The organism is Malikia spinosa (genome assembly GCF_002980625.1).
GTDB classification, from domain to species: domain Bacteria; phylum Pseudomonadota; class Gammaproteobacteria; order Burkholderiales; family Burkholderiaceae_C; genus Malikia; species Malikia spinosa.
The window spans coordinates 46,949-72,624 of record NZ_PVLR01000040.1 but is presented as its reverse complement, the minus strand read 5'-3'; the positions used below and the strand labels follow the sequence as shown (position 1 = coordinate 72,624).

18 protein-coding genes and 2 CRISPR repeat arrays are annotated in these 25,676 nt (G+C 62.9%); of the genes, 11 read left to right on the top strand and 7 right to left on the bottom strand.

Going from position 1 to position 25,676, the window contains the following annotated elements; all coding sequences use genetic code 11:
* Position 1: 1 nt before the first annotated feature.
* The gene (locus C6P61_RS13610) at positions 2-244 is read right to left on the bottom strand and encodes a hypothetical protein (RefSeq protein ID WP_146115058.1); all 243 of its coding nucleotides are present in this window, start codon (positions 242-244) and stop codon (positions 2-4) included.
* Positions 245-591: 347 nt separating this feature from the next.
* On the opposite strand from C6P61_RS13610, the gene map reads away from it, so the two are divergent.
* Together map and C6P61_RS13600 are read left to right on the top strand one after the other, a co-directional pair.
* Positions 592-1,407 carry a type I methionyl aminopeptidase gene (gene map / locus C6P61_RS13605; RefSeq protein WP_105730468.1) on the top strand — a complete coding sequence of 272 codons (816 nt, stop codon included), beginning with the start codon at positions 592-594 and terminating at the stop codon, positions 1,405-1,407.
* A 52-nt stretch (positions 1,408-1,459) separates the two neighbouring features.
* On the top strand, positions 1,460-4,108 hold the full coding sequence (locus C6P61_RS13600; RefSeq protein ID WP_105730467.1) for a [protein-PII] uridylyltransferase: 2,649 nt from the start codon (positions 1,460-1,462) through the stop codon (positions 4,106-4,108).
* Between the two features lie 24 nt (positions 4,109-4,132).
* Here the strand turns inward: C6P61_RS13600 and def are convergent, their stop codons facing one another.
* Both def and ligA read right to left on the bottom strand, forming a co-directional pair.
* A complete protein-coding gene (gene def, locus C6P61_RS13595) occupies positions 4,133-4,672 on the bottom strand; it encodes a peptide deformylase (RefSeq protein WP_105730466.1) in 540 nt (179 codons plus the stop codon).
* A gap of 49 nt (positions 4,673-4,721) precedes the next feature.
* On the bottom strand, positions 4,722-6,989 hold the full coding sequence (gene ligA, locus C6P61_RS13590) for an NAD-dependent DNA ligase LigA (RefSeq protein WP_105730465.1): 2,268 nt from the start codon (positions 6,987-6,989) through the stop codon (positions 4,722-4,724).
* A gap of 174 nt (positions 6,990-7,163) precedes the next feature.
* Here ligA and C6P61_RS13585 point away from each other — a divergent pair, with 174 nt between their 5' ends.
* Genes C6P61_RS13585 through phnE form a run of 4 tightly spaced genes read left to right on the top strand, consistent with a single transcriptional unit; the run spans position 7,164 to position 10,600 of the window.
* Complete coding sequence (locus C6P61_RS13585) at positions 7,164-8,036, top strand: putative selenate ABC transporter substrate-binding protein (RefSeq protein WP_105730464.1); 873 nt, start codon at positions 7,164-7,166, stop codon at positions 8,034-8,036.
* 17 nt (positions 8,037-8,053) lie between these two features.
* A complete protein-coding gene (locus C6P61_RS13580) occupies positions 8,054-8,887 on the top strand; it encodes a phosphonate ABC transporter ATP-binding protein (protein ID WP_105730492.1) in 834 nt (277 codons plus the stop codon).
* Positions 8,888-8,900: 13 nt separating this feature from the next.
* Positions 8,901-9,767: a PhnE/PtxC family ABC transporter permease gene (locus C6P61_RS13575; protein WP_105730463.1), complete on the top strand. Its 867-nt coding sequence runs from the start codon at positions 8,901-8,903 to the stop codon at positions 9,765-9,767.
* Positions 9,764-10,600 (top strand): phosphonate ABC transporter, permease protein PhnE, encoded by an 837-nt coding sequence (gene phnE / locus C6P61_RS13570; protein ID WP_105730462.1) that lies wholly within the window; start codon positions 9,764-9,766, stop codon positions 10,598-10,600. The genes C6P61_RS13575 and phnE overlap by 4 nt, the downstream gene beginning before the upstream one ends.
* 52 nt (positions 10,601-10,652) lie before the next feature.
* On the opposite strand, the gene mnmH is transcribed toward phnE, so the two are convergent.
* Together mnmH and selD are read right to left on the bottom strand one after the other, a co-directional pair.
* The gene (gene mnmH / locus C6P61_RS13565; protein WP_105730461.1) at positions 10,653-11,765 is read right to left on the bottom strand and encodes a tRNA 2-selenouridine(34) synthase MnmH; all 1,113 of its coding nucleotides are present in this window, start codon (positions 11,763-11,765) and stop codon (positions 10,653-10,655) included.
* Positions 11,765-12,799 (bottom strand): selenide, water dikinase SelD, encoded by a 1,035-nt coding sequence (gene selD / locus C6P61_RS13560; RefSeq protein ID WP_105730460.1) that lies wholly within the window; start codon positions 12,797-12,799, stop codon positions 11,765-11,767. The genes mnmH and selD overlap by 1 nt, the downstream gene beginning before the upstream one ends.
* Positions 12,800-13,030: 231 nt before the next feature.
* Between selD and C6P61_RS13555 the strand changes: the two genes are divergently transcribed.
* The 5 genes from C6P61_RS13555 to C6P61_RS13535 all read left to right on the top strand — a co-directional run bounded on the left by C6P61_RS13555 (position 13,031) and on the right by C6P61_RS13535 (position 17,993).
* Positions 13,031-14,638, top strand: a complete 1,608-nt coding sequence (locus C6P61_RS13555; RefSeq protein WP_146115057.1) for a Tle-like phospholipase domain-containing protein — start codon at positions 13,031-13,033, stop codon at positions 14,636-14,638.
* Positions 14,639-14,714: 76 nt separating this feature from the next.
* On the top strand, positions 14,715-15,437 hold the full coding sequence (locus C6P61_RS13550; RefSeq protein WP_170067394.1) for an ankyrin repeat domain-containing protein: 723 nt from the start codon (positions 14,715-14,717) through the stop codon (positions 15,435-15,437).
* Positions 15,438-15,528: 91 nt separating this feature from the next.
* Positions 15,529-16,251: an ankyrin repeat domain-containing protein gene (locus C6P61_RS13545; RefSeq protein ID WP_170067393.1), complete on the top strand. Its 723-nt coding sequence runs from the start codon at positions 15,529-15,531 to the stop codon at positions 16,249-16,251.
* Between the two features lie 133 nt (positions 16,252-16,384).
* Positions 16,385-17,176 carry an ankyrin repeat domain-containing protein gene (locus C6P61_RS13540; RefSeq protein ID WP_105730456.1) on the top strand — a complete coding sequence of 264 codons (792 nt, stop codon included), beginning with the start codon at positions 16,385-16,387 and terminating at the stop codon, positions 17,174-17,176.
* Positions 17,177-17,267: 91 nt separating this feature from the next.
* Positions 17,268-17,993: an ankyrin repeat domain-containing protein gene (locus C6P61_RS13535; RefSeq protein WP_170067392.1), complete on the top strand. Its 726-nt coding sequence runs from the start codon at positions 17,268-17,270 to the stop codon at positions 17,991-17,993.
* A gap of 352 nt (positions 17,994-18,345) precedes the next feature.
* Positions 18,346-18,614: direct repeats of the CRISPR family, unit length 28 nt.
* Between the two features lie 93 nt (positions 18,615-18,707).
* Positions 18,708-23,837: direct repeats of the CRISPR family, unit length 28 nt; unit sequence ATTCTGAGCTGCCTATGCGGCAGTGAAT.
* A gap of 140 nt (positions 23,838-23,977) precedes the next feature.
* Here C6P61_RS13535 and cas6f read toward each other — a convergent pair.
* Complete coding sequence (gene cas6f / locus C6P61_RS13530) at positions 23,978-24,616, bottom strand: type I-F CRISPR-associated endoribonuclease Cas6/Csy4 (RefSeq protein ID WP_105730454.1); 639 nt, start codon at positions 24,614-24,616, stop codon at positions 23,978-23,980.
* Positions 24,617-24,620: 4 nt separating this feature from the next.
* Entirely contained in the window at positions 24,621-25,664 is a 1,044-nt protein-coding gene (gene csy3, locus C6P61_RS13525) for a type I-F CRISPR-associated protein Csy3 (RefSeq protein ID WP_105730453.1), read from the bottom strand.
* Between the last annotated feature and the right edge of the window lie 12 nt (positions 25,665-25,676).

Below are 25,676 nucleotides of genomic sequence, written 5' to 3'. Positions count from 1 at the left end.
CTTATCGCACCTGCGCGCTGACACCGATCAACAGCGCCAGCGTCACCAGCGTGGTGACGAAGCGGGCGGCGACGAAGCCGTTGAGAGTTTCGAGCAGGCAGCGCAAGGCGAACAGACGGCCCGCCGAGCCACGACACAGCCGCAGATGCTCGACCAGGGTCGACAGCTCCGGCGACGACAAGCCCGCGTAGGCACCCAGGGCGGCGGTGCTCCAGCGAGAACTGGTGCAAACGGGTGTCTCCATGCTGATCTCCTTGAACAAGTCAGGATTGAAGATGACGCCAATGGGGCATCGCGTCTGTGCGCGAGCGCACCCAGAAGGCCGGAGCATCAGGGCGACTGCGCAGCCGACGACCCTGAGGCCGATGTTGTTTCCCGGGCTGCCAGGATGCAGCCCTGGCTTCGAACGTAAAATCCCTGCAACCACATCGTTGCAGAGCAGGCTGCATGGCGCGCCGCGGCATGTAGTTCTCTGCCCTGGCTGCTCGTCGAGCGGCCTTGTTTCTTCACTCAGGTACTGCCAGGAAAGACCGGATCGGACCTCGAGTCCGAGCCGTTCCAGGCAGGCCTTTTCTGGATAAGGTTCCGGCCATGACCGTCACCATCAAGGATGCCGCCGGCATCGCCGCCATGCGCATCGCCTGCCGCCTCGCGGCCGAAGTGCTCGACTACCTCGAGCCCTTCATCAAACCCGGCGTCACCACCAACGAACTCGATAAGCTGGCGCACGACTACATGGTCGATGTGCAGGGCTGCATCCCGGCCCCGTTGAACTACGCCCCGCATGGCGGCATTCCCTACCCGAAGAGCATCTGCACTTCGGTCAACCATGTGATCTGCCATGGCATCCCGAACGACAAGCCGCTCAAGAAGGGCGACATCGTCAACCTGGACATCACGACGATCAAGAACGGCTGGCATGGCGACACCAGTCGCATGTTCATCGTCGGCGAGGCCTCGACGGCGGCCAAGCGCCTGTGCCAGGTCACCCATGACGCGATGTGGAAGGGCATTGCCCAGGTCAAGGCCGGCGCACGCCTGGGCGACATCGGACACGCGATCCAGGTCTTCGCCGAGGCTGCCGGCTACTCGGTGGTGCGCGAGTTCTGCGGCCACGGCATCGGCGAGAAGTTCCACGAGGACCCGCAGGTGCTGCACTACGGCAAGCCCGGCACCGGCATGGAGCTCAAGGCCGGCATGACGATCACGATCGAGCCGATGATCAACCAGGGCCGGCGCGAACTCAAGGAGATGAACGACGGCTGGGGCATCGTGACCAAGGACCGCTCGCTGTCGGCGCAGTGGGAGCACACGGTGCTGGTGACCGAGACCGGCTACGAGGTGCTGACCCTGTCGGACGGCATGCCGCCGATCCCGGCCTTCATCCAGACCGCCGCTTCGGCCTGATTTTTGCTAGGTCCTTCCGACTCCTTCTGAGCTTGCCTCGCACCACCCCGACATGACGACCGACACCCTCGACCTGCCCGCCCTCAGACAACGCTACCGGGAGGACAAGTCGGCGGTGCTGGCCGAGATCGCCGCGCTGGGCCCGCATTCGCGCGCCATCCGGGGCTTGCTGCGGCGACTGAGCCGCTGCACCGACTCGGTGCTGCAGACCTTGTGGCAAGGCGCGGGCTTCGACCCGGAAATGGCGCTGGTGGCCGTCGGCGGCTATGGCCGCGGCGAGCTGTTTCCCTACTCCGACGTCGATGTGCTGGTGCTGGTGCACGAGGGCGTGCAGCTCGAGCAGGACGAAGCGCTCAGGACCCGGATCGAGTCCTTCATCGGCGCTTGCTGGGACATCGGGCTCGAGATCGGCTCAAGCGTGCGCAGCCGCAGCGAATGCCTGGCCGAGGCAGCCCAGGACATCACGGTGCAGACCTCGCTGCTGGAAAACCGGCTGGTGGCCGGGCAGCGCGAGGCCTGGCAGGCGCTCGACCAGGCACTGACCGCCGCGATGGACCCGGCTGCCTTCTTCACGGCCAAGCTGCTCGAACTGCAGCAGCGCCACCAGAAATTCGAGAACTCGCCCTACTCGCTCGAGCCCAACTGCAAGGAATCCCCGGGCGGACTGCGCGACCTGCAAGTCCTGCTCTGGACTTCGAAGGCGGCTGGCCTGGGCTGCAGCTGGGACGAGCTCGGTCGCAACGGACTGGCCACGCCACTGGAGGTACGCCAGATCAAGTCCAACGAGGCCCTGCTGAGTTTGATCCGCGCGCGCTTGCACCTGCTCGCGCGCCGCCGCGAGGACCGGCTGGTGTTCGACCTGCAGGCCACGCTGGCCGACTCCTTCGGCTACCGGGCCGCCCCGCCCGAGGCCGGATCGGTCGCCAGCACGCGCGGCGCACGCCGCGCCAGCGAGCAGCTGATGCGGCGCTACTACTGGGCCGCCAAGGCCGTGACCCAGCTCAACCAGATCCTGCTGCTGAACCTGCAGGATCGCATCAACGAACGCACCGGTGAAGCCGGCGTCTCCCTGAGCCCGATCAACGAGCGCTTCCTCGACAAGGGCGGCATGCTCGAGGTCGCCAGCGACCAGCTCTACCACGAGCATCCCGAGGCCATCCTCGAGACCTTCCTGCTGTTCCAGAGCGAGCCCGGCATCCAGGGCCTGTCGGCACGCACGCTGCGTGCGCTCTACAACGCGCGTTCGGTCATGAACGGCGCCTTCCGGCGCGACCCGCGCAACCGGGCCACCTTCCTGCAGATCCTGCAGCAGCCCGAGGGTTTGATGCACGCGCTGCGGTTGATGAACCAGACCTCGGTGCTCGGACGCTATCTGTGGGTGTTCCGCAACATCGTCGGCCAGATGCAGCATGACCTGTTCCACGTCTACACGGTGGACCAGCATATCCTGATGGTGGTGCGCAATATGCGCCGCTTCTTCATCCCCGAGCATTCGCACGAATACCCGTTCTGCTCGCAGCTGGCCGCGGGCTGGGACAAGCCCTGGCTGCTGTACACGGCGGCGCTGTTCCACGACATTGCCAAGGGGCGTGGCGGCGACCATTCGCAGCTCGGCATGCTCGAGGTCAGGCGCTTTTGCCGCGAGCACGGCATAGCGCGCGAGGACAGCGACCTGATCAGCTTCCTGGTCGGCGAGCACCTGACCATGAGCCATGTGGCGCAAAAGCAGGACCTGAGCGATCCGGACGTGATCGAGGCGTTCGCGAAGCGGGTCGGCAACGAAAGGGGGCTGACCGCGCTCTATCTGCTGACGGTGGCCGACATCCGTGGCACCAGTCCCAAGGTCTGGAATGCCTGGAAGGGCCGCCTGCTGGAAGACCTGTACCGCGCCACGCTGCGTGCCCTGGGTGGCCGGGCACCGGACCAGGGTGCGGTGATCGAGTCGCGCAAGCGCGAGGCGCTGACGCTGCTGGCGCTGCACACGCTGCCGCACATGGCGCACAAGGCGCTGTGGGACCAGCTCGACGTGAGCTATTTCATGCGGCACCAGGGCGACGAGATCGCCTGGCATACCCGCATGCTGTCGCGCCCGCTGTCGCAGCTTGCTGCCGGCGCGACGCACCCGACCTTGGTGCGCGCGCGGCCCTCGCCCGAGGGCGAGGGGCTGCAGGTGCTGGTCTACACCGCCGACCAGCCCGACCTGTTCGCGCGCATCTGTGGCTATTTCGACGGCGCGGGCTTCAGCATCCTGGACGCCAAGGTCCACACCACGCGCGACGGCCACGCGCTCGACACCTTCCAGCTGATCTCGCCCGACCTGTCCGAGCATTACCGCGAGCTGATCGCGATGGTGGAGGTCGAGCTCGCGCGCACGCTGGAGCTGCGCGGGCCGCTGCCCACGCCCAGCCGCGGCCGCCAGTCGCGCCGGGTCAAATGCTTTCCGGTGCTGCCGCGGGTCACGCTGCACCCGGACGAGAAGGCCCAGCGCTGGGTGCTGACGATCTCGTCCTGCGACCGGGTCGGGCTGCTCTACAGCATCGCACGCGTGCTGGCACGCCACGAGATCAACCTGCAGCTGGCCAAGGTCACGACGCTGGGCGAGCGGGTCGAGGACACCTTCCTGATCAGCGGGCCGGCGCTGCAGCACAACCGCGAGCAGATCGAGATCGAGACCGAACTGCTCGAGGCGGTCAAGGACTGAGGCTGAGACGACGGCCGGAAGCGATCAGTCGTCGGGCAGCGTGTCGAGGCCCGGGAACAGCACGTCGGTGTAACCGAACTGGCTGAAGTCGCGCATGCGCATCGGGTAGAGCTTGCCGTCGAGGTGGTCGCACTCGTGCTGGACCACGCGGGCGTGAAAGCCCTCGACCTCGCGCTCGATCGGCTGACCGTAGGCATCGAAGCCGCGGTAATGCAGGCGCTTGAAGCGCGGCACCTGGCCGCGCAGGCCCGGCACCGACAGGCAGCCTTCCCAGTCCGACTCTTCGTCTTGACCGAGCGGGGTCAGCACCGGATTGATCAGCACGGTGCGCGGCACCGGCGGCTGCTTGGGGTAGCGCGGATTGAACTGGCCGCTGCCGAAGATCACGATGCGCAGGTTCTCGCCGATCTGCGGCGCGGCCAGGCCGGCGCCATTGACGGCCGTCATCGTGTCCTGCATGTCCTGCAACAGCTGGTGCAGCTCGGGGGTGTCAAAATGGGAAACCGGCAGGGCCTGGCGCAGCAGGCGCGGGTCTCCCATCCTGAGGATGTCGCGTAGGGCCATCTTGTCTCCTCCTGGGAGGCCGCGCCTGATGCGCGGTCGCAATTGCATTTTACGCGCTGGCCGCCGGATGCGCCAGCAACTCGAGCAGGCCGGCCTCGTCGATCACGCGCACGCCGAGCTCCCTGGCCTTGTCGAGCTTGCTGCCGGCCTCCGCACCCGCGACGACGCAATGCGTCTTCTTGCTGACCGAGCCCGCGACCTTGGCGCCGGCGGCTTCGAGCATGGCCTTGGCCTGGTCACGGCTCAGGGTCGGCAGGGTGCCGGTCAGCACATAGGTCTGGCCGGCCAGCGGCAAGGCGGTCGAGGCCGCGGGCGCGCCTTCGGGCCAGTGCACGCCGGCCGCGCGCAGCTGCTGCACCACCTCCCGGTTATGCGGCTGGGCAAAGAAGGTCGTGATGCTGTGCGCAACCACCGGGCCGACATCGGCGACCTGCAGCAAAGCCTCCTCGCTGGCGGCCATGATGGCGTCCAGGCTGCCGAAATGGCGCGCCAGCTCCTTGGCCGTGGCCTCGCCAACATGGCGGATGCCAAGGCCGAACAGGAAACGGCCCAGCGTGGTCTGGCGCGCCTGCGCCAGCGCATCGACCAGATTCTGCGCCGACTTCTCGGCCATGCGGTCCAGGCCGGCGAGCTGCTCGGCGCTGAGCTGATACAGGTCGGGCAGGGTCCGGATCAGCCCGAGGTCGACCAGCTGCTCGACCAATCTGTCGCCCAGGCCCTCGATGTCGAGCGCGCGCCGCTGCGCGTAATGCAGCAGCGCCTGCTTGCGCTGCGCTGGACAGAACAGGCCGCCGCTGCAGCGGTGATCGACCTCGCCCTCCTCGCGCACGACCGCGCTGGCGCAGACCGGACAACAGGACGGCATCGTGAACAGCGCGCCACGGGCCGGGGCTGGCGCGGCGGCGAACAGATCGCCCTGCGCCAGCCCGACCTCCGCTTCGGGCGTGGCTTCAATGGCAGCCGAGGATTCAGGCGCGACGGCTTCGGCATCGAGCGGCAATCCGCTGCCCGGCGGCACCACCGCGACGATCTCGGGGATCACGTCGCCAGCGCGGCGCACGATCACCTGGTCGCCCACGCGCACGTCCTTGCGCCGGGCCTCGCCCTCGTTGTGCAGAGTCGCGTTCGAGACCGTGACGCCGCCGACGAAGACCGGCGCCAGCTTGGCCACCGGGGTGAGCTTGCCGGTGCGCCCGACCTGGACCTCGATCGCGAGCACCTCGGTCATCTGCTCCTGCGCCGGGTACTTGTGCGCCACCGCCCAGCGCGGCTCCCGGGTGACGAAGCCGAGCTCGCGCTGCAGCGCCAGCGCGTCGACCTTGTAGACCACGCCGTCGATGTCAAACGGCAGGCTGTCGCGCAAGGCCCCGATGCGGCGGTGATAGGCCACCAGCGCCTCGGCACCGATGCAGGTCTCGACCAGGTCTGACACCGGCAGGCCCCAGTTTTTCAGCGCCAGCAGCAGCTCGTGGTGGCTGGCGAAATCGGGCCCGCCCTGCTCCGTGGGCGTGACGTCGCCCAGGCCGTAGGCAAAGAAGCTCAAGGGGCGCTCGGCCGCGATCGCCGAATCGAGCTGGCGCACCGCGCCGGCAGCGGCATTGCGCGGGTTGACGAAGGTCTTTTCGCCCTTGATGCCGGCAGCGATGCGCGCGCGCTGGCGCTCGTTGAGCGCATCGAAGTCGTCGCGCCGCATGTAGACCTCGCCGCGCACCTCGAGCACCGGCGGCACCGGCCAGGCGCCAGTGGCCTGGGCATCGAGGCGCAGCGGTATCTGGCCGATGGTGCGGATGTTCTGCGTCACCTCCTCGCCCTGCTCGCCATCGCCACGGGTGGCGGCCTGCACCAGCACGCCGCTCTCGTAACGCAGGCTGATCGCCAGACCGTCGAACTTGGGCTCGGCGACGAAGCCGATCGGCGCGCCTTGCAGGATGGACTGCGACAGCGGCAGCAGCGCCGGGCGTTCGCCACGCTCGACCTTGCGCTGCTCGGTCGCCAGGTAGGAGCGCAGCTGCTGCTCGAACTTCTCGGCGCCGCTGGCCTCGGTATCGGTCTCGGTGCGGATGCTGAGCATCGGCACGCGATGGCGCACGGTGGCAAAGCCGTCGAGCACCTTGCCGCCGACGCGCTGGCTCGGCGAGTCGGGCGTGACCCAGTCGGGGTGCGCGGCCTCGATTGCCTGCAGCTCTTGAAACAGCCGGTCGTATTCGGCGTCCGGAATCTCGGGCGCGTCGAGCGTGTAGTAGCGGTGGGCGTGGTGGTGCAGCAGGGCGCGCAACTCTTGCAGGCGGCGCGCCAGGACGTCGGTGGACGAGTCCATAGATGGGGGATCAGGAAAAACAAGGAAATCGGATGCTGGAACCCGGAACGGGCCCAGACGCTGGAACGCATTATCCCAGCCCTGCAGCGCCTGATGGAATGCACCCTTGCGACCAGGGCGAAGGTTTTCCTGGGTTATGCTCATGCGTTTTTAGCTCTATTGAACGGCTAAGCCATGAAGCAACATCTGATCTCCCCCGTCCGTCGCAGCCTGCTCGGCGCTGCCCTTCTTTGCGCCGCCGGCCTGGCCCAGGCCCAGACTGCACCCCAGGTGCTGCGCGTGACCGCCATCCCCGACGAATCGCCGACCGAGCTCGCACGCAAGGCCGCCCCGCTCGTGAAGTACTTGGAGAGCCGCCTCGGCATGAAGGTCGAGTTCACGCCGGTCAGCGATTACGCCGCGGCGGTCGAGACCCTGGTCAACCGCAAGGTCGACCTGGCCTGGTTCGGCGGCTTCACCTTTGTCCAGGCCAAGGTGCGCTCGGGCGGCAAGGTGATCCCGCTGGTGCAGCGCGCGGAGGACGAGAAGTTCCGCTCGGTCTTCATCACGGCCGACCCGGCAATCCAGCAGCTGGCCGACCTCAAGGGCAAGGATGTGAGCTTCGGCTCGCAGAGCTCCACCAGCGGCCACCTGATGCCGCGCAGCTTCCTGCTGCAAGCCGGCGTCAACCCGGAAAAGGACTTCAAGCGCGTGGCCTACAGCGGCGCACATGACGCGACCATCGCGGCAGTGGCCTCGGGCAAGGTGCAGGCCGGCGCGCTCAACATCTCGGTCTGGGACAAGTTCGTCGCCGACAAGAAGGTCGATACCACCAAGGTGCGCGCCTTCTACACCACCCCGACCTACTACGACTACAACTGGACCGTGCATGCCGACATGCCGGCCGCGCTGCGCGAGAAGATCGCAAAAGCCTTCCTCGACCTGAGCCCGGCCAGCGCCGAGGGCAAGGCGATCCTGGAGCTGCAGCGCGCGACCCGCTTCGTGCCGACCCAGGCCGACAACTACAAGGGCATCGAGGCTGCGGCACGCAGCGCCGAACTGCTGTGAGACTGGCCGGCCCGGGGCTGGCACTGACGCTGGAAGATGTCAGCGTCCGTCACCCGCAAGCCAGCAGCGGACAGGCGGCGGCGCTGCAGTCGCTTGATCTGCGCATCGCTCCTGGCGAGCAGCTGGCCGTGATCGGCCCATCCGGCGCTGGCAAGACCACGCTGCTGCAGCTGCTGGGCTGCGCACTTCGGCCCGCGACCGGTCGTCTGCTGCTAGACGGACAGCAGCCCTGGACGCTGTCGGCCACTGAACTGCGCCGGCTGCGCGCCTACCTGTTCCTGGCGCCACAAGTGCCGCCGCTGCCGCCGCGCCAGCGGGTCGTGACTGCAGTGCTGGCGGGCCGGCTACCGGCCATGGGCGCGATCGAGAGCCTGATATCGCTGTTCAAGCCGCAAGACATACCGGCCGTGTTCGAGGCGCTGGAGCGCTTCGACCTCGGCGACAAGCTGTTCCAGCGCGTCGACCGCTTGTCGGGCGGCGAGCGCCAGCGGGTCGGACTGGCGCGCGCCATGCTGGCGCCAGCGCGGCTCTGGCTGCTCGATGAGCCACTGTCCTCGCTCGACCCGACGCGTGCGCGCCAGGCGGTTGCGGTGCTGCGCGAACAGGCCCAGGTGCGCGGCGTCACGCTGGTGACGACCCTGCACCAGGTCGAGGTGGCGCTGCAGCAGTTTCCGCGCGTGATCGGCATGCGCGACGGCCGGCTGATGTTCGACCTGCCAGCCGATCAGGTCAGCCCCGAACTGTTGGCCCGCCTGTACGAGCAGCACGAACAGGAGCTGCATGGTGCAGCCCCCGCCGACGATACCCCACCGCTGGCCCAAGCCATGCCGGTCGTGATGCAATGCCGCTGAACGGGCAAGCGTCATGAGCAAGACCCCGCTCTTGACTGGCAAGCCGAACCCGGCCCAGGCCCAGGCAGTGCCGCGCCGCGACCCGGCGTTGCAGCAGCGCCTGTTCTGGAGCGTGGCCGCGTTGCTGCTGCTCTGGCCACTGCTGGTGGCGACCGAATTCAAACCCTGGGTGCTGCTGCAGCCCGACAGCCTGCGCGTGAGCGGCAACTTCCTCGGCAGCTTCTGGCCGCTGGCGCATGAGCCGGAATTCCTGCTGCTGGTCGCGCGCGAGACCTGGCGCACGGTCGCGATGGCCACTGCCGGCGTCAGCCTGGCGCTGCTGCTGGCGGTGCCGCTGGCACTGCTGGCCAACAGCGCGCTGTCGGTCTCGGCCTTAAGCGGACGCATGGCGCGCGGACCGTTCTGGCTGCGCCAGGGCGTGCGCATGCTGATGGCGGTGCTGCGCAGCGTGCCCGAGCTGGTCTGGGCGCTGGTGTTCGTGCGCGTGGTCGGACTCGGGCCGACCTCGGGCGTGCTGGCGATCGCGCTGACCTATGCCGGCATGCTGGGCAAGGTCTATGCCGAAATCCTCGAGAGCGGCGAAACCCACGCCAGCACCACCTTGCTGCGCAACGGCTGCAGCCGGCTGCAGGCCTTCTGCTACGGGCTGCTGCCGGCCAGCGCGGCTGAGCTGAGCTCGTACACGGTCTACCGCTGGGAATGCGCGATCCGCAGCTCGGTCGTGCTAGGCTTTGTCGGTGCCGGCGGCCTGGGACAGCAGCTCGACAGTTCGATGAAGATGTTTGCCGGCGGCGAGGTCGCGACCATGCTGCTGGTCTTCATTGCACTGGTCGCGCTGGCCGATCGCGTCAGCGCCGGACTCAGGAAGGCACTCGGATGAAGCCGATCGACAGTACGAACCAGGCCAAGCCACCCTTGCCGCTGCCAGTGCGCCAGAGCGAGTCCGGCCGACAAGGCTGGCTGTTCGGTGCCCTGCTGCTGGGCCTGGTCGCCGCCAGCTTCCTGTCGCTCGATCTGCAATGGGCGCAATTCCTGTCGCGCGACGCCATCAGCCGCATGGGCGGCTTCATGGCCGAGTTCTACCCGCCCGAGCTCGGGATCACCTTCCTGCACAAGGTCGCGATCGGCGCCTGGGAGACGCTGGCGATGTCGGCGCTCGGCACGCTGCTGGCGAGCCTGGCCGGGCTCGCGCTGGCGCTGCCGGCAGCACGCCTGCACCAGCAGGACCGGGCCTGGGCGCGCGGCCCGAGCCGGCTGCTGCTCAATGCGCTGCGCTCGATCCCCGAGCTGGTCTGGGCCACGCTGCTGCTGATCTCGGCCGGGCTGGGCCCCTTTGCCGGCACGCTGGCGCTGGCGCTGCACACGACAGGCGTGCTGGGCCGTCTCTTTGCCGAGGCGCTGGAGAACGCCGCGCCAGGCCCGGCCGCGGCGCTGCGGCTGCAGGGGGTAGGCGAAGGCCGCATCCTGCTCTGGGCCACCCTGCCTCAGGTATTGCCGCAGCTGCTGAGCTACGCGCTGTATCGCTGGGAGAACAATATCCGCGCCGCCACCGTGCTGGGCGTGGTCGGCGCCGGTGGCCTGGGCCAGCTGCTGTCGTTCCACCTCGGCCTGTTCCACATGCCCAAGACCGCGACCCTGCTGCTGGCGATGCTGGCGCTGGTGCTGCTGGTCGACGCCGGCAGCCTGCTGGCGCGGCGGGTGCTGACGCGCTAAGGACAGCCAGCCGGCTGGGACGCCAGGCAGGCTGTGCCGTGCTGATGCCGATTCAGGCAGCGCTGGACCGAGCGTGCGCGCGCTCGCGCAGGAACTCGACCACCGCCGCCTGTTCGCCCGCGAAAACGATGCGCGCGCCCTTGCTCTCGCGCTGGAAGGCATACATCGGGTCGTAGTACTCGCGCAGCAGACCGGCGATCCAGTCACGGTGCCGCACTACCTCGCCGCTGGACTGCTGCTGCACCAGCGCCTCCTGCATGATGGTGTGCAGGCGCTGGTAGCGTTCGCCGCCGAGCCGCTTGGTGATGCCGGCCAGGCTTTTGAGCAGCTGCTCGGCATAGCGCTCAAAGCCCTGCTCGGGCCCGTGCAGGGCCAGATGGTCGTCGAGCTGGCTCACGACATAGTCGCGCAGGATGCGCTCGACCCGGTTCTCGAAGCTGTCCTCGAGCCAGACCAGCGGCGCCGTCTGCATCGCGCCATGCAGCGGCAGCGGCAGCGAGCAGCTACCGATCGCGCGGCTTTCGTCCTCGACCACGAACTGACTGATGCCGGCCTCGCGTTTCCTGAGGATGTCGATCGCAACCCGGTTCTCGAACTCGATATTGGTCGGCTGCGGCGTGCTGCGCTTGCCAAAGGCCGAGCCGCGGTGGTTGGCCAGGCCCTCGAGGTCGATCGCGTGCGGGAGCTGGGCGATCACGTCGGTCTTGCCGGTGCCGGTCATGCCGCCAACGACGATCAGCTCGCATTCGGTAGCCGCCTGCTCGATGGTCTCGATCAGGAAGGTGCGCATCGCCTTGTAGCCGCCGATCACGCGCGGGTAGTCGATGCCGGCCTCGTGCAACCAGCGCTGCACGGTCTGCGAGCGCAGTCCGCCGCGGAAGCAATAAAGCACGCCGTCGGGGTGCTGGCGCACGAAGTCGGCCCAGGCCGCCATGCGCTGCGCCCGCAGCGGGCCCGACACCAGCTGATGGCCGAGCTTGATCGCCGCGTCCTGACCCTGCTGCTTGTAGCAGGTGCCAACCCGGGCGCGCTCCTCGTCGCTCATCAGCGGCAGGTTGACGGCGCCCGGGAAGGCGCCCTGGGCAAACTCCACCGGCGCGCGCAGGTCCAGCATCGGGACACCGCGCAGGAAGATCTGGCGGTACTCGTCGGTCAACTCGGGCATCAGATCACCTCGACCGAATGCGCGCCACGCGGCTCAAGGCTGCCGATCGGCGCCAGCGTCAGGCCCAGTTCGGCCGCCAGGGCCAGGAACTCGGCTTCGCCGGCGGGCTCGACCGCGACCAGCAGGCCGCCGCTGGTCTGCGGGTCGCACAGCAGCTGCTTCTGTTCCTCGCTGAGGGCGCCGATCTTGTCGCCATAGCTCTCGAAGTTGCGCAAGGTGCCGCCCGGCACACAGCCCTCGGCCAGGTAATAGTCAACGCCAGGCAGGCGCGGCACGGCCGCATAGTCGAGGCGCGCGGTCAGGCCGGCGCCGTCAGCCATCTCGACCAGATGGCCGAGCAGGCCAAAGCCCGTCACGTCGGTCATTGCCGTGACGCCGGCCAGCCGGCCGAAGCGGGCGCCGGGCTTGTTGAGCGTGCACATCCAGTCGCGCGCCAGACCCACATCCTGCGGACGCAGCTTGGACTTCTTCTCGGCCGTGGTCAGGATGCCGATGCCCAGCGGCTTGCTCAAGAAAAGCTTGCTGCCGGCGGTGCCAGTGTCGTTGCGCTTCATGTGGCGCTTCTCGACGATACCAGTCACGGCCAGGCCGAAGATCGGCTCGGGCGCGTCGATCGAGTGGCCGCCCGCGAGCGGGATGCCGGCTTCGTCACAGACTGCACGGCCGCCGCGGATCACCTCGCGCGCGACTTCGGGCGCCAGCACATTGACCGGCCAGCCCAGGATCGCGATCGCCATCAGCGGGTCGCCGCCCATGGCGTAGATGTCGCTGATCGCATTGGTCGCGGCAATGCGGCCGAAGTCGAACGGATCGTCGACGATCGGCATGAAGAAGTCGGTGGTCGAGACCACGCCGCGCTCGTCGTCGATCGCGTAGACCGCCGCGTCGTCGCGCGAAGCGTTGCCGACCCACAGCTTGGGGTCGAGGTTCTGCGCACCGCTGCCGGCCAGGATGACTTCGAGCACCTGGGGCGAGATCTTGCAGCCGCAACCGGCGCCGTGGCTGTACTGGGTAAGGCGGATGGGCTCGCTCATGTCGTGACTCTCCAGGGTGAAACAGAAAACCTTTGAATATAAGGCCTTCGCGCATGTGACGCACGAAAACGATATGCCTGCCTTCTTGACCCGAGGCAGACCCAGCTGCATTTTCTGACAGCGAAGGCTCTTTACGCTGCACCTGGCACGGCCTAGACTGCTTTCGCGCCAATCAAGAAGATCAACACGCAGGCAGGGGCGACCACAGCTTTGCTGCGAGGGAGGGGAATCATGAAGGATTTCGGGGTTGTGATGCAGGAAGCGCTGGAGGCGTTCGGCCAGGGCGAGATCAACCAGGCGCGCGCGCTGGCGCAGATGGGCACCAGTGCGGCGGACCTGGCACAGCAGTTCGCGCGCGGCGCGGTCGACATGCTGGAGGAGAGGAATCGCCAGCAGCTCGAATCCAGCATAGACGATCTGGAATCAGGGATCCTGCTGGCGCGCAAGGCGGCCGATCTCGGTAGCGGGGCCGTGGATCTGATGCTGGATACCGGCCGGCGGCAGCTTGAGGGCAGGATGGGCGAAGTGGAGGCGGCGAATCTGGCGGCACGCAAGGTGGCGGCAGCCGGCGTGGTCGGCGCAACTGTTACCGGAGCAACGGTGATGGCGGCGGTCAACGTACCCCGCTACGGCAAGCGGCAGTACGACCTGGCCATCAGCGAACTATTGCAAGACGCCAACGATCAGATCGAAAGGAAATTCCTGCCGCAACGCGCGGCCGGCCAGCCTTGCCTGCCCTGTCTGGACGAAAGCTCGGGTCAGGCACGCCGGCTGCGCATCGAGAAGCGCCAGCGGTTGCTCCTGCATGGCGAGCGCAGCCCTGACCCGACCGTGCGCGACGCGGCGCAGCGGCTGAAAGCCGACATGCACGCGGTCGAGCTGGCCAGGCTGTCGGACAACAGCTACGCCCAGTACGACCCGAAGGCTGGGCCGAAGGAGAAGAAGCCGCCGGAGCCTTGGCAGGCGATGACGGAGCAGGAGATAAAGGATGCCGGCCTGAGTCCCAAGCTGGTCAACGATGCCAAGGCCGTCATCTACAAGCTACCACCCGATTTCCCGTTCGACCCCAAGACCGTGGTGGCATTCCGTGGCACGACCGGCGAGGCAGAAGACATCCTGACCGACCATGACCAGGCGCTCGGGCTCAAGACTCGGCAATACGATGCGGCGACCGCACTTGGAAATCAGCTGAAAGAACGCTTTCCCGACGCCGAAGTCACCGGACACTCGCTCGGCGGCGGCAAGGCGCAAGCAGCCGGCGTCGCGGGCGGACTTAAGGGCTGCATGTTCAACGCGACTGGACTGCATCCGAAGACGGCGAACATGTCGCCGGCCAAACTCGCGACCCATGCCGGCCGCTTCCAGCAGTACCGCGCCGAGGGCGAAGGCGGTGGCGATCCGCTGACCAGCTTCCAGAACTCGTTCGCAATGCAGCAGAAGCTCTATGGCGGCGCCCAAAACCTGCAAAAACTGGCGCGAGCCAACCAATGGGCCTCGAAAGAACTCGGCGTCAATGATCCGCTGGCGCTGCTGCCAGAGTCAGCTCAGCCGCTCGCACGTGGACTGGCGGGGCGCATCTTGAATACCACTCCACAGGAGGCGCTGCGCAACCTGGCCTACAGCGGCGGCCAATGGTATGTCCCGCCCACGCTCGGTACAGTGCGCGGCATTGCGAGCAAGACCGCACAGGGCCACGATGCGCCGTTCGAGCAGCAGCATGGCATCGGCGGCGTGATCCACGGACTGGAAACCCGCAAGGCGGGCGACATCAACAAGCTGCTGGCCGGCACCGGTCTGCCCGGGCCGGCGAGCGACTACATCGGACCGACCCTAGGCTAGCGAGGACCACATGGGCATGTTCTCTGAACTCTTGTTCCAGCTGCTCTTTCTTTTTCAATCCGCCATCGGAGGCTCCATGATCACGACAGACAAGGTGTTCGCCGACCCGCGGGTCGCCCAGCTGGCCAATGCCGCACAGGATGGCGACCTGACCCGCATCGAGAAACTGATCAAGGCCGGCACGCCGGTCAAGTTCGTCGGCCAAGAAGGCATGACAGTGACGCACTACGCGCTGCGTGCGCGTCGCAACGCGCCGCAGGTGATAGAGCTGCTGCTGAAAGCCGGTGCCGATCCGGTTTCCATGCTGTCGGATGGCAACAACGTGCCGCACTATGCGGTCTCGCGTGACAATGCCGACCCCGAGGTGGTCAAGGTACTAATGACGCACGGGATCGGGCCGAACTGGTTTCCACCCAAGGGCGTGTACAACGACCTGTCCATGCTGCAGGCTGCCGTCATGGGACACAACCTGCCCGTCATCAAGCTGCTGGTCGAGCGGGGTGCCGATCTCAACTATGTCGACCCGTTCTCCGGCTCAGCGCTTCACTATGCTCTGAACGGGACGGATTTCTACATGGCGGCCTATCTGGTCGAAGCGGGAATCAATCTCAAGCTGCTCGACAGCACCTCGCCCGAGATCAAAAATCCGCGCACAGTGCGACGCACCGCGATCGAGAAGTTCTGCTATTTCGACGGCGGCAAGCGCGGCGACGACCCACTGCCCGAAGCCGCCGACGGCTGGCGCGTCTTCACCGCCGCCTTGGCCAAGCGCGGCGTGACCATGCCCTGCGGGCTGTGAATGCTCTGGAAATAGCGAGGACAACATGGGCATTTTCTCTGAACTCCTGTTCCAGCTGCTCTTTCTTTTTCAATCCGCCATTGGAGGCTCCATGGTCACGACCGACAAGGTATTTGCCGACCCGCGGGTCGCCCAGCTGGCCAATGCGGCACAGGACGGCGATCTGACCCGCATCGAGAAACTGATCAAGGCCGGCACGCCGGTCAAGTTCGTCGGCCAAGAAGGCATGACAGTGACGCACTACGCGCTGCGCGCACGTCGCAACGCGCCGCAGGTGATGGAGCTGCTGCTCAAGGCTGGCGCCGATCCGGTTTCCATGCTGTCGGATGGCAACAACGTGCCGCACTACGCAGTGTCGCGCGACAACGCTGACCCCGAAGTCGTGAAGGTACTAATGGCCCACGGGATCGGACCTAACTGGTTTCCATCCACTGGCGTGTACCACGACCTGTCCATGCTGCAGGCCGCCGTCATGGGACACAACCTGCCCGTCATCAAGCTGCTGGTCGAGCGGGGTGCCGATCTCAACTACGTCGACCCGTTCTCCGGCTCAGCGCTTCACTATGCCCTGAATGGGACTGATTTCTACATGGCGGCCTACCTGGTCGAAGCGGGAATCAATCTCAAGCTGCTCGACAGCACCTCCCCGGAGATCAAGAATCCGCGGGCAGTCAAGCAGACCGCAATCGAGAAGTTCTGCTACTTCGACGGCGGCAAGCGCGGCCACAACCCCCTGCCCGAAATCGCCGATGGCTGGCGCATCTTCACCGCCGCCTTGGCCAAGCGCGGCGTGACCATGCCTTGCGGGCTGTGAATATTCTGGAAAATCAGTTACTTGCAGCATAGTCTGGCCGGCAGCACATCTTCGATATCACGCCGTGCCGATACCGGCCTGCCCGGTCCAGCGAGCGACTACATCGGGCCGACCCTGGCCTAGCGAGGACAACATGAGCGCTTTCACTGAACTCCTCTCCCTGCTGGTATTCGTTTTTCAATCCGCCATTGGAGGCTCAATGATCACGACGGACAAGGTGTTCACCGACCCGCGCGTCGCTCAGCTTGCCAATGCTGCACAGGATGGCGACCTGACCCGCATCGAGAAACTGATCAAGGCCGGTGCGCCGGTCAAGTTCGTCGGCCAGGAAGGCATGACGTTGACGCACTATGCGCTGCGTGCGCGTCGCAACGCGCCCCAGGTGATGGATCTACTGCTGAAAGCCGGCGCCGACCCCGTCTCGATGCTGTCCAACGGCAACAACGTGCCGCACTATGCCGTGTCGCGCGACAAAGCAGACCCCGATGTGGTCAAGGTGCTGCTGGCGCATGGGATCGGGCCGAACTGGTTTCCGCCTCCCAGCGGACGGTACCAAAAAATGTCTTTGCTGCAGGAAGCCATCATGGGCAAGAACCTGCCAGTCATCAAGCTGCTGGTCGAGCGCGGAGCCGACATCAACTATGTCCACCCGTTCTCTGGTTCGGCATTGCACTTGGCATTGGACGGCACCGACTTCTATATCCCGGCATACCTGGTTGACGCAGGTATTGATCTCAAGCTGCTCGACAGCACTTCGCCCGAGATCAAGAACCCGCGGGCGATCAAGCAGACCGCAATAGAAAAGTTTTGTCAGTTCCAAGGAGGCAGACGCGGGGACGACCCCCTACCCGAAGCCGCCGACGGCTGGCGCGTCTTCACCGCCGCCTTGGCCAAGCGCAGCGTGACCATGCCTTGCGGGCTGTGAATATTCTGGAAATAGCGAGGACAAGATGGGCGTTTTCTCTGAACTCCTGTTCCAGCTGCTCTTTCTTTTTCAATCCGCCATTGGAGGCTCCATGATCACGACCGACAAGGTGTTCGCCGACCCGCGGGTGGCGCAGCTGGCCAATGCTGCACAGGATGGCGACCTGACCCGCATCGAGAAACTGATCAAGGCCGGTGCGCCGGTCAAGTTCGTCGGCCAAGAAGGCATGACGGTGACGCACTATGCGCTGCGTGCGCGTCGTAACGCGCCGCGGGTGATGGAGCTGCTGCTCAAGGCTGGCGCCGATCCGGTCTCGATGCTATCGAATGGCGAGAGCGTGCCATCCTATGCTGTGTCGCGTGACAACGCTGACCCCGAGGTGGTCAAGGTTCTGCTGGAAAATGGCATCGGCACGAACTGGTTTCCGCCCCCCAGTGAACGGTACCAAAAGATGTCGTTATTGCAGAACGCTGTCATGGGACACAACCTGCCAGTCATCAAGCTGCTGGTTGAGCGTGGCGCCGACATCAACTATGTGCATCCGATTTCAGGCTCGGCGCTGCACTACGCCTTGAACGGCACCGACTTCTACAGGGCCGCCTATCTGGTCGAGGCCGGCATAGACCTCAAGCTGCTCGATTACACCTCACCCGAGATCAAGAACCCGCGCCCAGTACGTCGTACTGCGATCGAGAAGTTCTGCCACTTTGACGGCGGCAAGCGCGGGGACGACCCACTGCCCGAAGCCGCCGACGGCTGGCGCGTCTTCACCGCCGCCTTGGCCAAGCGCGGTGTGACCATGCCCTGCGGGCTATGAATGTTCTGGAAAATCAGTTTCTTGCAGCATAGCCTGGCTGGCAGCACATCTTCGATGTCACGCCGTGCCGATACCGCTCTGCCCGGGCGGGCGAGCGACTATATCAGGCCGACCCTGGCCTAGCGAGTACAGCAGTGAATCTGCAGACCATAGAGCCGTTCCAGCTGGTCGATTTCTGAGCTGCCTATGCGACAGTGAATGGTCGGGTGAACGTGATCTTGCCGCGCATAGCTTTCTGAGCTGCCTATGCGGCAGTGAATGCCCCTTCTGGCCGATTCATGACTTTCGAGCATTTCTGATGCTGCCTATGCAGCAGTGAATCTCGCCTTTCGGCACTACTGGACCGTCGACGATTTCTGAGCTGCCTATGCGGCAGTGAATGACCTGCGCAAGGCTCGTGGCGACAAGGGTTGTTTCTGAGCTGCCTATGCGGCAGTGAATTCCATCAGTTGCCGATGGCGGATATCCATCTTTTTCTGAGCTGCCTATACGGCAGTGAATCTTGTCCATCAGGTCGGCAGCTCCTGCGTAACTTTCTAAGCTGCCTATGCGGCAGTGAATCGCGGTCGTGTCGCTGTCAGCCGTCATCACCGTTTCTGAGCTGCCTATGCGGCAGTGAATTTTGGAATCCGGTCAGGCTTAAAATTCCACCAATTTCTGAGCTGCCTATGCGGTCAGTGAATGTCGAACTCGACCGAACGGCCACCCTTGAACATTTCTAAGCTGCCTATGCGGCAGTGAATCAGCAGCATACCCGTGGTGATGCCCTGGTCCGTTTCTGGGCTGCCTATGCGGCAGTGAATGATGCGGTTGTCGGTCGGGTCGCCGTTGATGTTTTCTGAGCTGCCTATGCGGCAGTGAATGGTAGGTGGTCGAAGTGGTCGACCTCGGGCAATTTCTGAGCTGCCTATGCGGCAGTGAATGACGCTGCGCGCCACCTACAGAGACGCCCAGATTTCTGAGATGCCTATGCAGCAGTGAATCGGACACGCGCCGACTGTTCGATGACCTGCACTTTCTGAGCTGCCTATGCGGCAGTGAATTCGAATGGTTTTTCGCCCTTCGGTTGCTTCTTTTTCTGAGCTGCCTATGCGGCAGTGAATGAGCCGTTCAAGGCGGCGGTCAAGCTGGACGATTTCTGAGCTGCTTATGCGGCAGTGAATCGTTGACCCGGTACAGCTTGTCTGCGCTCACCTTTCTGAGCTGCCTATGCGGCAGTGAATCTCTGGATCGTCCGCAGGTGCCGGCGCTGGGTTTTCTGAGCTGCCTATGCGGCAGTGAATGCGCGTCATGCTCGCCGGGTCGCGCAGCTCCGTTTCTGAGCTGCCTATGCGGCAGCGAATAGCTTCGATGACGTCAGTGGCGGCCTGGCACTTTTCTGAGCTGCCTATGCGGCAGTGAATCTTGCGCGCGCCACAAATGCCCATCGGCTCCCTTTCTGAGCTGCCTATGCGGCAGTGAATCATGGCCGGCACCGTGGCCAGCCCCGCTATCTTTTCTGAGCTGCCTATGCGGCAGTGAATAGGATGCGGCCCTCGGACTGGCGCAGCGTGGCTTTCTGAGCTGCCTATGCGGCAGTGAATTGATCGCCACCCGGCGCTCGTTCAGCTTTTCGTTTCTGAGCTGCCTATGCGGCAGTGAATTTCGAGCATCACACCGACTGCCGATTCGAGTCTTTCTGAGCTGCCTATGCGGCAGTGAATTCGCCGGCAAAATCATTCGGATCAATCCACCGTTTCTGAGCTGCCTATGCGGCAGTGAATAAGCCATGGCCGAAGGCTTTGCCGACGCTATCTTTCTGAGCTGCCTATGCGGCAGTGAATTCGAGCTCGGCATCGAGGCGTTCCTTGTCGGTATTCTGAGCTGCCTATGCGGCAGTGAATACGACTGGCGCGGCGGCCCATCTATTCCTGCTATTCTGAGCTGCCTATGCGGCAGTGAATGGGCGCGAGCGTTCCTTTTACATGGGCAGCAAATTCTGAGCTGCCTATGCGGCAGTGAATCAAGCCGGCAGTCCTGACCATTGCTGAACAACATTCTGAGCTGCCTATGCGGCAGTGAATGGACACGTCCAAGCGGGCACGTTCGCGGTGATATTCTGAGCTGCCTATGCGGCAGTGAATAGGTCGACGCGGGTCAAGTGGCAATCGAAGAGATTCTGAGCTGCCTATGCGGCAGTGAATTTTGCTGTATTGAGATTGTTTCTCAGGAGGGCATTCTGAGCTGCCTATGCGGCAGTGAATAGCAGGCATCCCGGCTCAAGACCGGTACTCATATTCTGAGCTGCCTATGCGGCAGTGAATACGGCGTCCGCTACTTTGTCAAACTTGACGATATTCTGAGCTGCCTATGCGGCAGTGAATGACGTTCATGACCCGTCCCAGGCGGTCATCATATTCTGAGCTGCCTATGCGGCAGTGAATAAAACTCATCATGTGACAATTTTTTACGGGTAATTCTGAGCTGCCTATGCGGCAGTGAATCCATTCATAAAATGACTCATGCCATGCTGTATATTCTGAGCTGCCTATGCGGCAGTGAATCCTGGCAGATGCGCTCGACCGGTGCCCAGTCAATTCTGAGCTGCCTATGCGGCAGTGAATGAACGGCGGCTGGAGGTGCTCGATCTTGGAGAATTCTGAGCTGCCTATGCGGCAGTGAATCAGGAGTTCTCCATTTCTGGGGATCGGTATTAATTCTGAGCTGCCTATGCGGCAGTGAATAGACGAAGAGACCGACTCGGGGGAGCCGATGAATTCTGAGCTGCCTATGCGGCAGTGAATGTCGATCCCGGCCGAGTGCTGACCACCGTGCAATTCTGAGCTGCCTATGCGGCAGTGAATTTGCGGAACGAAACGCCCGCGCGCTTGCTCATATTCTGAGCTGCCTATGCGGCAGTGAATTACAGCGCGTCCAGCTTATTGGTAATGGCTGTATTCTGAGCTGCCTATGCGGCAGTGAATGGTTGATGCTCATGTGGGTGCCCTCAGGTGTTATTCTGAGCTGCCTATGCGGCAGTGAATAGTGAGGTAGTCCCTTATAATGATTGCCGAAAATTCTGAGCTGCCTATGCGGCAGTGAATGTCCCCAGGATTTCCATACCCTTGACCACGTTATTCTGAGCTGCCTATGCGGCAGTGAATGCGCCATACCCACTTGGAGACGCTGCGGGCCAATTCTGAGCTGCCTATGCGGCAGTGAATGTAGTGCAGCATGTGGATCAGCTGGCCGTCGTATTCTGAGCTGCCTATGCGGCAGTGAATGCGCAGTCGCAACCCGCACCGGCACCCACTGTATTCTGAGCTGCCTATGCGGCAGTGAATTTGCCGATCGAATACGGCTTGCCGGTTTTCTTATTCTGAGCTGCCTATGCGGCAGTGAATATCTTGGAGAGGATAGACACCTCGACCGGGTAATTCTGAGCTGCCTATGCGGCAGTGAATTGAGAAAAATCAGCGTCATGCCGGTTGTCGTTATTCTGAGCTGCCTATGCGGCAGTGAATATGATCGCCCTGGCCGAGATCGAGCCCGACCAATTCTGAGCTGCCTATGCGGCAGTGAATTTGAATTGGTGCAGCGGATGAGGGTCCGAAATATTCTGAGCTGCCTATGCGGCAGTGAATTTACCAGATGGTGCAATCCTGGTAATTGACGAATTCTGAGCTGCCTATGCGGCAGTGAATGATTTAAAACGATAGCACCGGCAATAATTCTAATTCTGAGCTGCCTATGCGGCAGTGAATTGAATTCACCACAATTTGTAATTTCATGACAGATTCTGAGCTGCCTATGCGGCAGTGAATTCTGCTCTGTCTATCGTCTGTGGTGCGCTCATATTCTGAGCTGCCTATGCGGCAGTGAATCCGTTCGATTTAATGGCTCATTAAATGTTGGTATTCTGAGCTGCCTATGCGGCAGTGAATCACATTGGCACCCGGCAAATGGCGAGACGAAGATTCTGAGCTGCCTATGCGGCAGTGAATGCAAGCCGAGCCATGAGAGCGCCGCACACAATATTCTGAGCTGCCTATGCGGCAGTGAATACAGCCACGGATAAACGGCTGGTCACGGGCGAATTCTGAGCTGCCTATGCGGCAGTGAATGGATAGGCTCTACAGGTATAACAATTCCAGGAATTCTGAGCTGCCTATGCGGCAGTGAATAAGGACGAGTTAATGGATTAACCTGCGGATCAATTCTGAGCTGCCTATGCGGCAGTGAATCAGGGACAGGGACAGACTGGGGAGACTCAACAATTCTGAGCTGCCTATGCGGCAGTGAATCAATGAATAAAGCACGGGGAATACCACGAACCATTCTGAGCTGCCTATGCGGCAGTGAATTCTCATAAACATAAAAATAAGTGCCGAGATTAATTCTGAGCTGCCTATGCGGCAGTGAATTCCGGGCCTTTCTAATGACGAGTGCCGCACCTATTCTGAGCTGCCTATGCGGCAGTGAATGAACCTGCATGTGTTTCTTATGCTGCGCGTATATTCTGAGCTGCCTATGCGGCAGTGAATCTAGGTGCATTGGCAGCAAAACGCATGGCAGCAATTCTGAGCTGCCTATGCGGCAGTGAATTCTAGCGTTTCCAGCGTCCTTGTGGCCAGCATATTCTGAGCTGCCTATGCGGCAGTGAATGTGACTTGGCTTCTGGCATCAGTGCTGCTGCAATTCTGAGCTGCCTATGCGGCAGTGAATGCGATGGCTCGACAGGAATTGCAATTCCAGGAATTCTGAGCTGCCTATGCGGCAGTGAATGAAAACGCCTGTGATAGACGTTGTGGCTGCTCATTCTGAGCTGCCTATGCGGCAGTGAATATCTGGAAGAGGTCTTCCGGGTCAATGTGCTTATTCTGAGCTGCCTATGCGGCAGTGAATATGACATTCGGCATGATCGCCCCCTCGTTACTATTCTGAGCTGCCTATGCGGCAGTGAATTTGCCCGATGGGGCCATCCTGGTCATTGATGAATTCTGAGCTGCCTATGCGGCAGTGAATGTACCTGTACTGGCTCATTCGCCGTGGGTATTATTCTGAGCTGCCTATGCGGCAGTGAATAAGAGGGCTCAGGTGCTTACATTGGCAACTCTATTCTGAGCTGCCTATGCGGCAGTGAATTTTCTACTGCCGAGTTGGAACGCACTGATCTTATTCTGAGCTGCCTATGCGGCAGTGAATTGAGCAATGTCCGCCAGTGCTCTGGTCTCGATATTCTGAGCTGCCTATGCGGCAGTGAATACAGCGGCCCTCTCTGCCGCAAAATCGGCCTGATTCTGAGCTGCCTATGCGGCAGTGAATGACAAGAACGGCGATCCGTTCGGGTTCTGCGAATTCTGAGCTGCCTATGCGGCAGTGAATGTGAACCAGGAGCCATTAGGTCAGACTCAACAATTCTGAGCTGCCTATGCGGCAGTGAATTTCGACTACCGCAACCGTCGCCCCTCCTGTGAATTCTGAGCTGCCTATGCGGCAGTGAATCAGGCAGCGCCCCCGGTGATCGGGTTGACGATATTCTGAGCTGCCTATGCGGCAGTGAATCGAGTCACCATCTCCGGCGTCAAGCGCTCGAAATTCTGAGCTGCCTATGCGGCAGTGAATGGTTCAACGCGTTTGGCGTCCTCGTGGTCCAGATTCTGAGCTGCCTATGCGGCAGTGAATCAGGAGTTTTCCATTGCTGCGGGTCGCTATTAATTCTGAGCTGCCTATGCGGCAGTGAATCCACTGGCGACGGCTGCGGCAGGTCTGCAACTATTCTGAGCTGCCTATGCGGCAGTGAATGGGATGGCATGGCTAATTTCAAACTCCTGATTATTCTGAGCTGCCTATGCGGCAGTGAATAAGACCATCTTGAGGCTAAAGCATTGATCTTAAAAGATATTTCCGAAAACCATCGACAATACCATTCTTCCGGACACCAACGTAACCTGTTGATTTCAATAGGACTGAACCTCCTCGAAGAAAAAAGGGTGCGAGCCTGATCAGAACCAGGGAACCGTTGCACCTTGCTGACTCAACCCGTAAGCGCTGAACTCACCGGGCAGTGGCGTGGTCTGCAGCGGTCCATGCTGAACGAACAGGAAAAAGTGCTGACCGGTGCTGCGACTGTGCAGTTGGACATAGGGTAGCGAAGTACGCTCGGCGGCCTCATCAGGGATTCGCCGCAAGGCCTCTTCGGCATCCACTTGACCCGGATGGCGTTTGACAAGGCGTCGGCGTAGACGCTCTGCGCTACTTTGGATCTGGACGCGACGAACCACGCGGTGCCCCTGACAAATGTCTGGCACTTTCAAAAGTTCCGGTTGCGGCTGTTCCAGATGATCCCGCATGCCTTTGAGCCAATGCAAGGCCATGAGTTCGTCCAGCGCCGTGTCACTACCGTGCAGGCGTATCACTGAACCGAGACTGCGACGAACGCCCTCCTGGTGTCTGGGAAAGCTCAGCCCTATACCCGATCCGGCCGGATTGTTCGCTCGCACATCACACAAGGCACGGTGCAGCTTGGCATACAGGGCATTCATCAGCTGCGAGACTGGGAACTCAGGATCTGGCAGCAAGGCCAACTCCACATAATGGGTAAGTGATGGATCAACCGTCACCACCGGAGCAGAACTGGACATGCTGTCACTCCTTGCCAGCGTCACCGAATACGCCGCCACGGATGAGCGTGGCGATCACGAAATGCTGCTGCGGTATTGAAGGCACTTCATCGCGTAGCACCCAGTTGTCAAGCAGTGTGTAGAAATCAGACTTCTTGTTGGGCTGGCGATAGGCTTTGCCTTCGGTGGTGACCGAGCCATAGGGCTCAACCGCGATAGGCCCCATGTTCAGCTCACCTGCCTCGGGATACCAGGTGTCGATGGTGCGCAGCGCGTTGCCAATCTTCTGCGAATGCATGCCGGCGACGTTGTTGACCGAATACAGCGTCTTGCTCTTGTCGCCGCGACCACGGTCAAGGATCAGCTCCTGCGAAGGAAAGACCTCCTGACCAAACCCGATCCTCGCAAATGCAACGACCTGGAGCAACACATGTCGGGTGCCAGTCAAGCCACCAACCAGCAACTCGGCCAGCTCTCGCACCTCAGGGGCGTCCGCGTTGAATTCACGCAGCGACAAGCCGAGGGCGTCAAAGGTCCAGCTGCGCGCGGACTGGCCGTCCTGCAGGTGAGACACGCGCACCTCCACGGCTTCGGCACCGACACGGTTGCGCCACAGGAAACGGCCATTGGCCAGGTTGTGGGCATAGCGGGTCGCCAGCGCACCATAACCCTGGTTGGCGACATAGCTCGCTACCACCTGCAGCAGCTTGGCCTTGTATTCGGCACTGTTGCAAGCCGAGGGCATGCCTGCCCCGCCCAGCACACGCAGGGTATAGCTCACGCGCAGGGTATCGGCTTCAGCGGGCAAGGCGGCAACGTCCACGGTCTGCAGATTGGGATTGGCGATGGCTGCATCGAGCTTGGCGGGGTCCTGATCCTTGGTCTTGAGCCGATTGGAGATCGTGCCGCGCACCGACTTGGTTTGAACGGCGATCGGCTGCCAGCCTTTGTCGTTGCCGCGCTCGGCCCACAGACCCGCATGAAACAGTGCATCTGACGGATCAAACTTGCGTTCGAAGGCCAGCACCGAAGCGGTGGACAAGGCAGCGGAATTTTTCTTGGTAGCCATGTTGAATCTCTC

What these genes read in the sequence shown, in the direction of transcription:
- selD (WP_105730460.1), bottom strand. Translation starts at nt 12,799, where the DNA reads ATGAGCGAGCCCATCCGCCTTACCCAGTACAGCCACGGCGCCGGTTGC.
- C6P61_RS13545 (WP_170067393.1), top strand. Translation starts at nt 15,529, where the DNA reads ATGGTCACGACCGACAAGGTATTTGCCGACCCGCGGGTCGCCCAGCTG.
- C6P61_RS13575 (WP_105730463.1), top strand. Translation starts at nt 8,901, where the DNA reads ATGAGCAAGACCCCGCTCTTGACTGGCAAGCCGAACCCGGCCCAGGCC.
- C6P61_RS13535 (WP_170067392.1), top strand. Translation starts at nt 17,268, where the DNA reads ATGATCACGACCGACAAGGTGTTCGCCGACCCGCGGGTGGCGCAGCTG.
- C6P61_RS13610 (WP_146115058.1), bottom strand. Translation starts at nt 244, where the DNA reads ATGGAGACACCCGTTTGCACCAGTTCTCGCTGGAGCACCGCCGCCCTG.
- C6P61_RS13585 (WP_105730464.1), top strand. Translation starts at nt 7,164, where the DNA reads ATGAAGCAACATCTGATCTCCCCCGTCCGTCGCAGCCTGCTCGGCGCT.
- C6P61_RS13555 (WP_146115057.1), top strand. Translation starts at nt 13,031, where the DNA reads ATGAAGGATTTCGGGGTTGTGATGCAGGAAGCGCTGGAGGCGTTCGGC.
- C6P61_RS13540 (WP_105730456.1), top strand. Translation starts at nt 16,385, where the DNA reads ATGAGCGCTTTCACTGAACTCCTCTCCCTGCTGGTATTCGTTTTTCAA.
- C6P61_RS13600 (WP_105730467.1), top strand. Translation starts at nt 1,460, where the DNA reads ATGACGACCGACACCCTCGACCTGCCCGCCCTCAGACAACGCTACCGG.
- cas6f (WP_105730454.1), bottom strand. Translation starts at nt 24,616, where the DNA reads ATGTCCAGTTCTGCTCCGGTGGTGACGGTTGATCCATCACTTACCCAT.
- csy3 (WP_105730453.1), bottom strand. Translation starts at nt 25,664, where the DNA reads ATGGCTACCAAGAAAAATTCCGCTGCCTTGTCCACCGCTTCGGTGCTG.
- def (WP_105730466.1), bottom strand. Translation starts at nt 4,672, where the DNA reads ATGGCCCTACGCGACATCCTCAGGATGGGAGACCCGCGCCTGCTGCGC.
- phnE (WP_105730462.1), top strand. Translation starts at nt 9,764, where the DNA reads ATGAAGCCGATCGACAGTACGAACCAGGCCAAGCCACCCTTGCCGCTG.
- mnmH (WP_105730461.1), bottom strand. Translation starts at nt 11,765, where the DNA reads ATGCCCGAGTTGACCGACGAGTACCGCCAGATCTTCCTGCGCGGTGTC.
- ligA (WP_105730465.1), bottom strand. Translation starts at nt 6,989, where the DNA reads ATGGACTCGTCCACCGACGTCCTGGCGCGCCGCCTGCAAGAGTTGCGC.
- map (WP_105730468.1), top strand. Translation starts at nt 592, where the DNA reads ATGACCGTCACCATCAAGGATGCCGCCGGCATCGCCGCCATGCGCATC.
- C6P61_RS13550 (WP_170067394.1), top strand. Translation starts at nt 14,715, where the DNA reads ATGATCACGACAGACAAGGTGTTCGCCGACCCGCGGGTCGCCCAGCTG.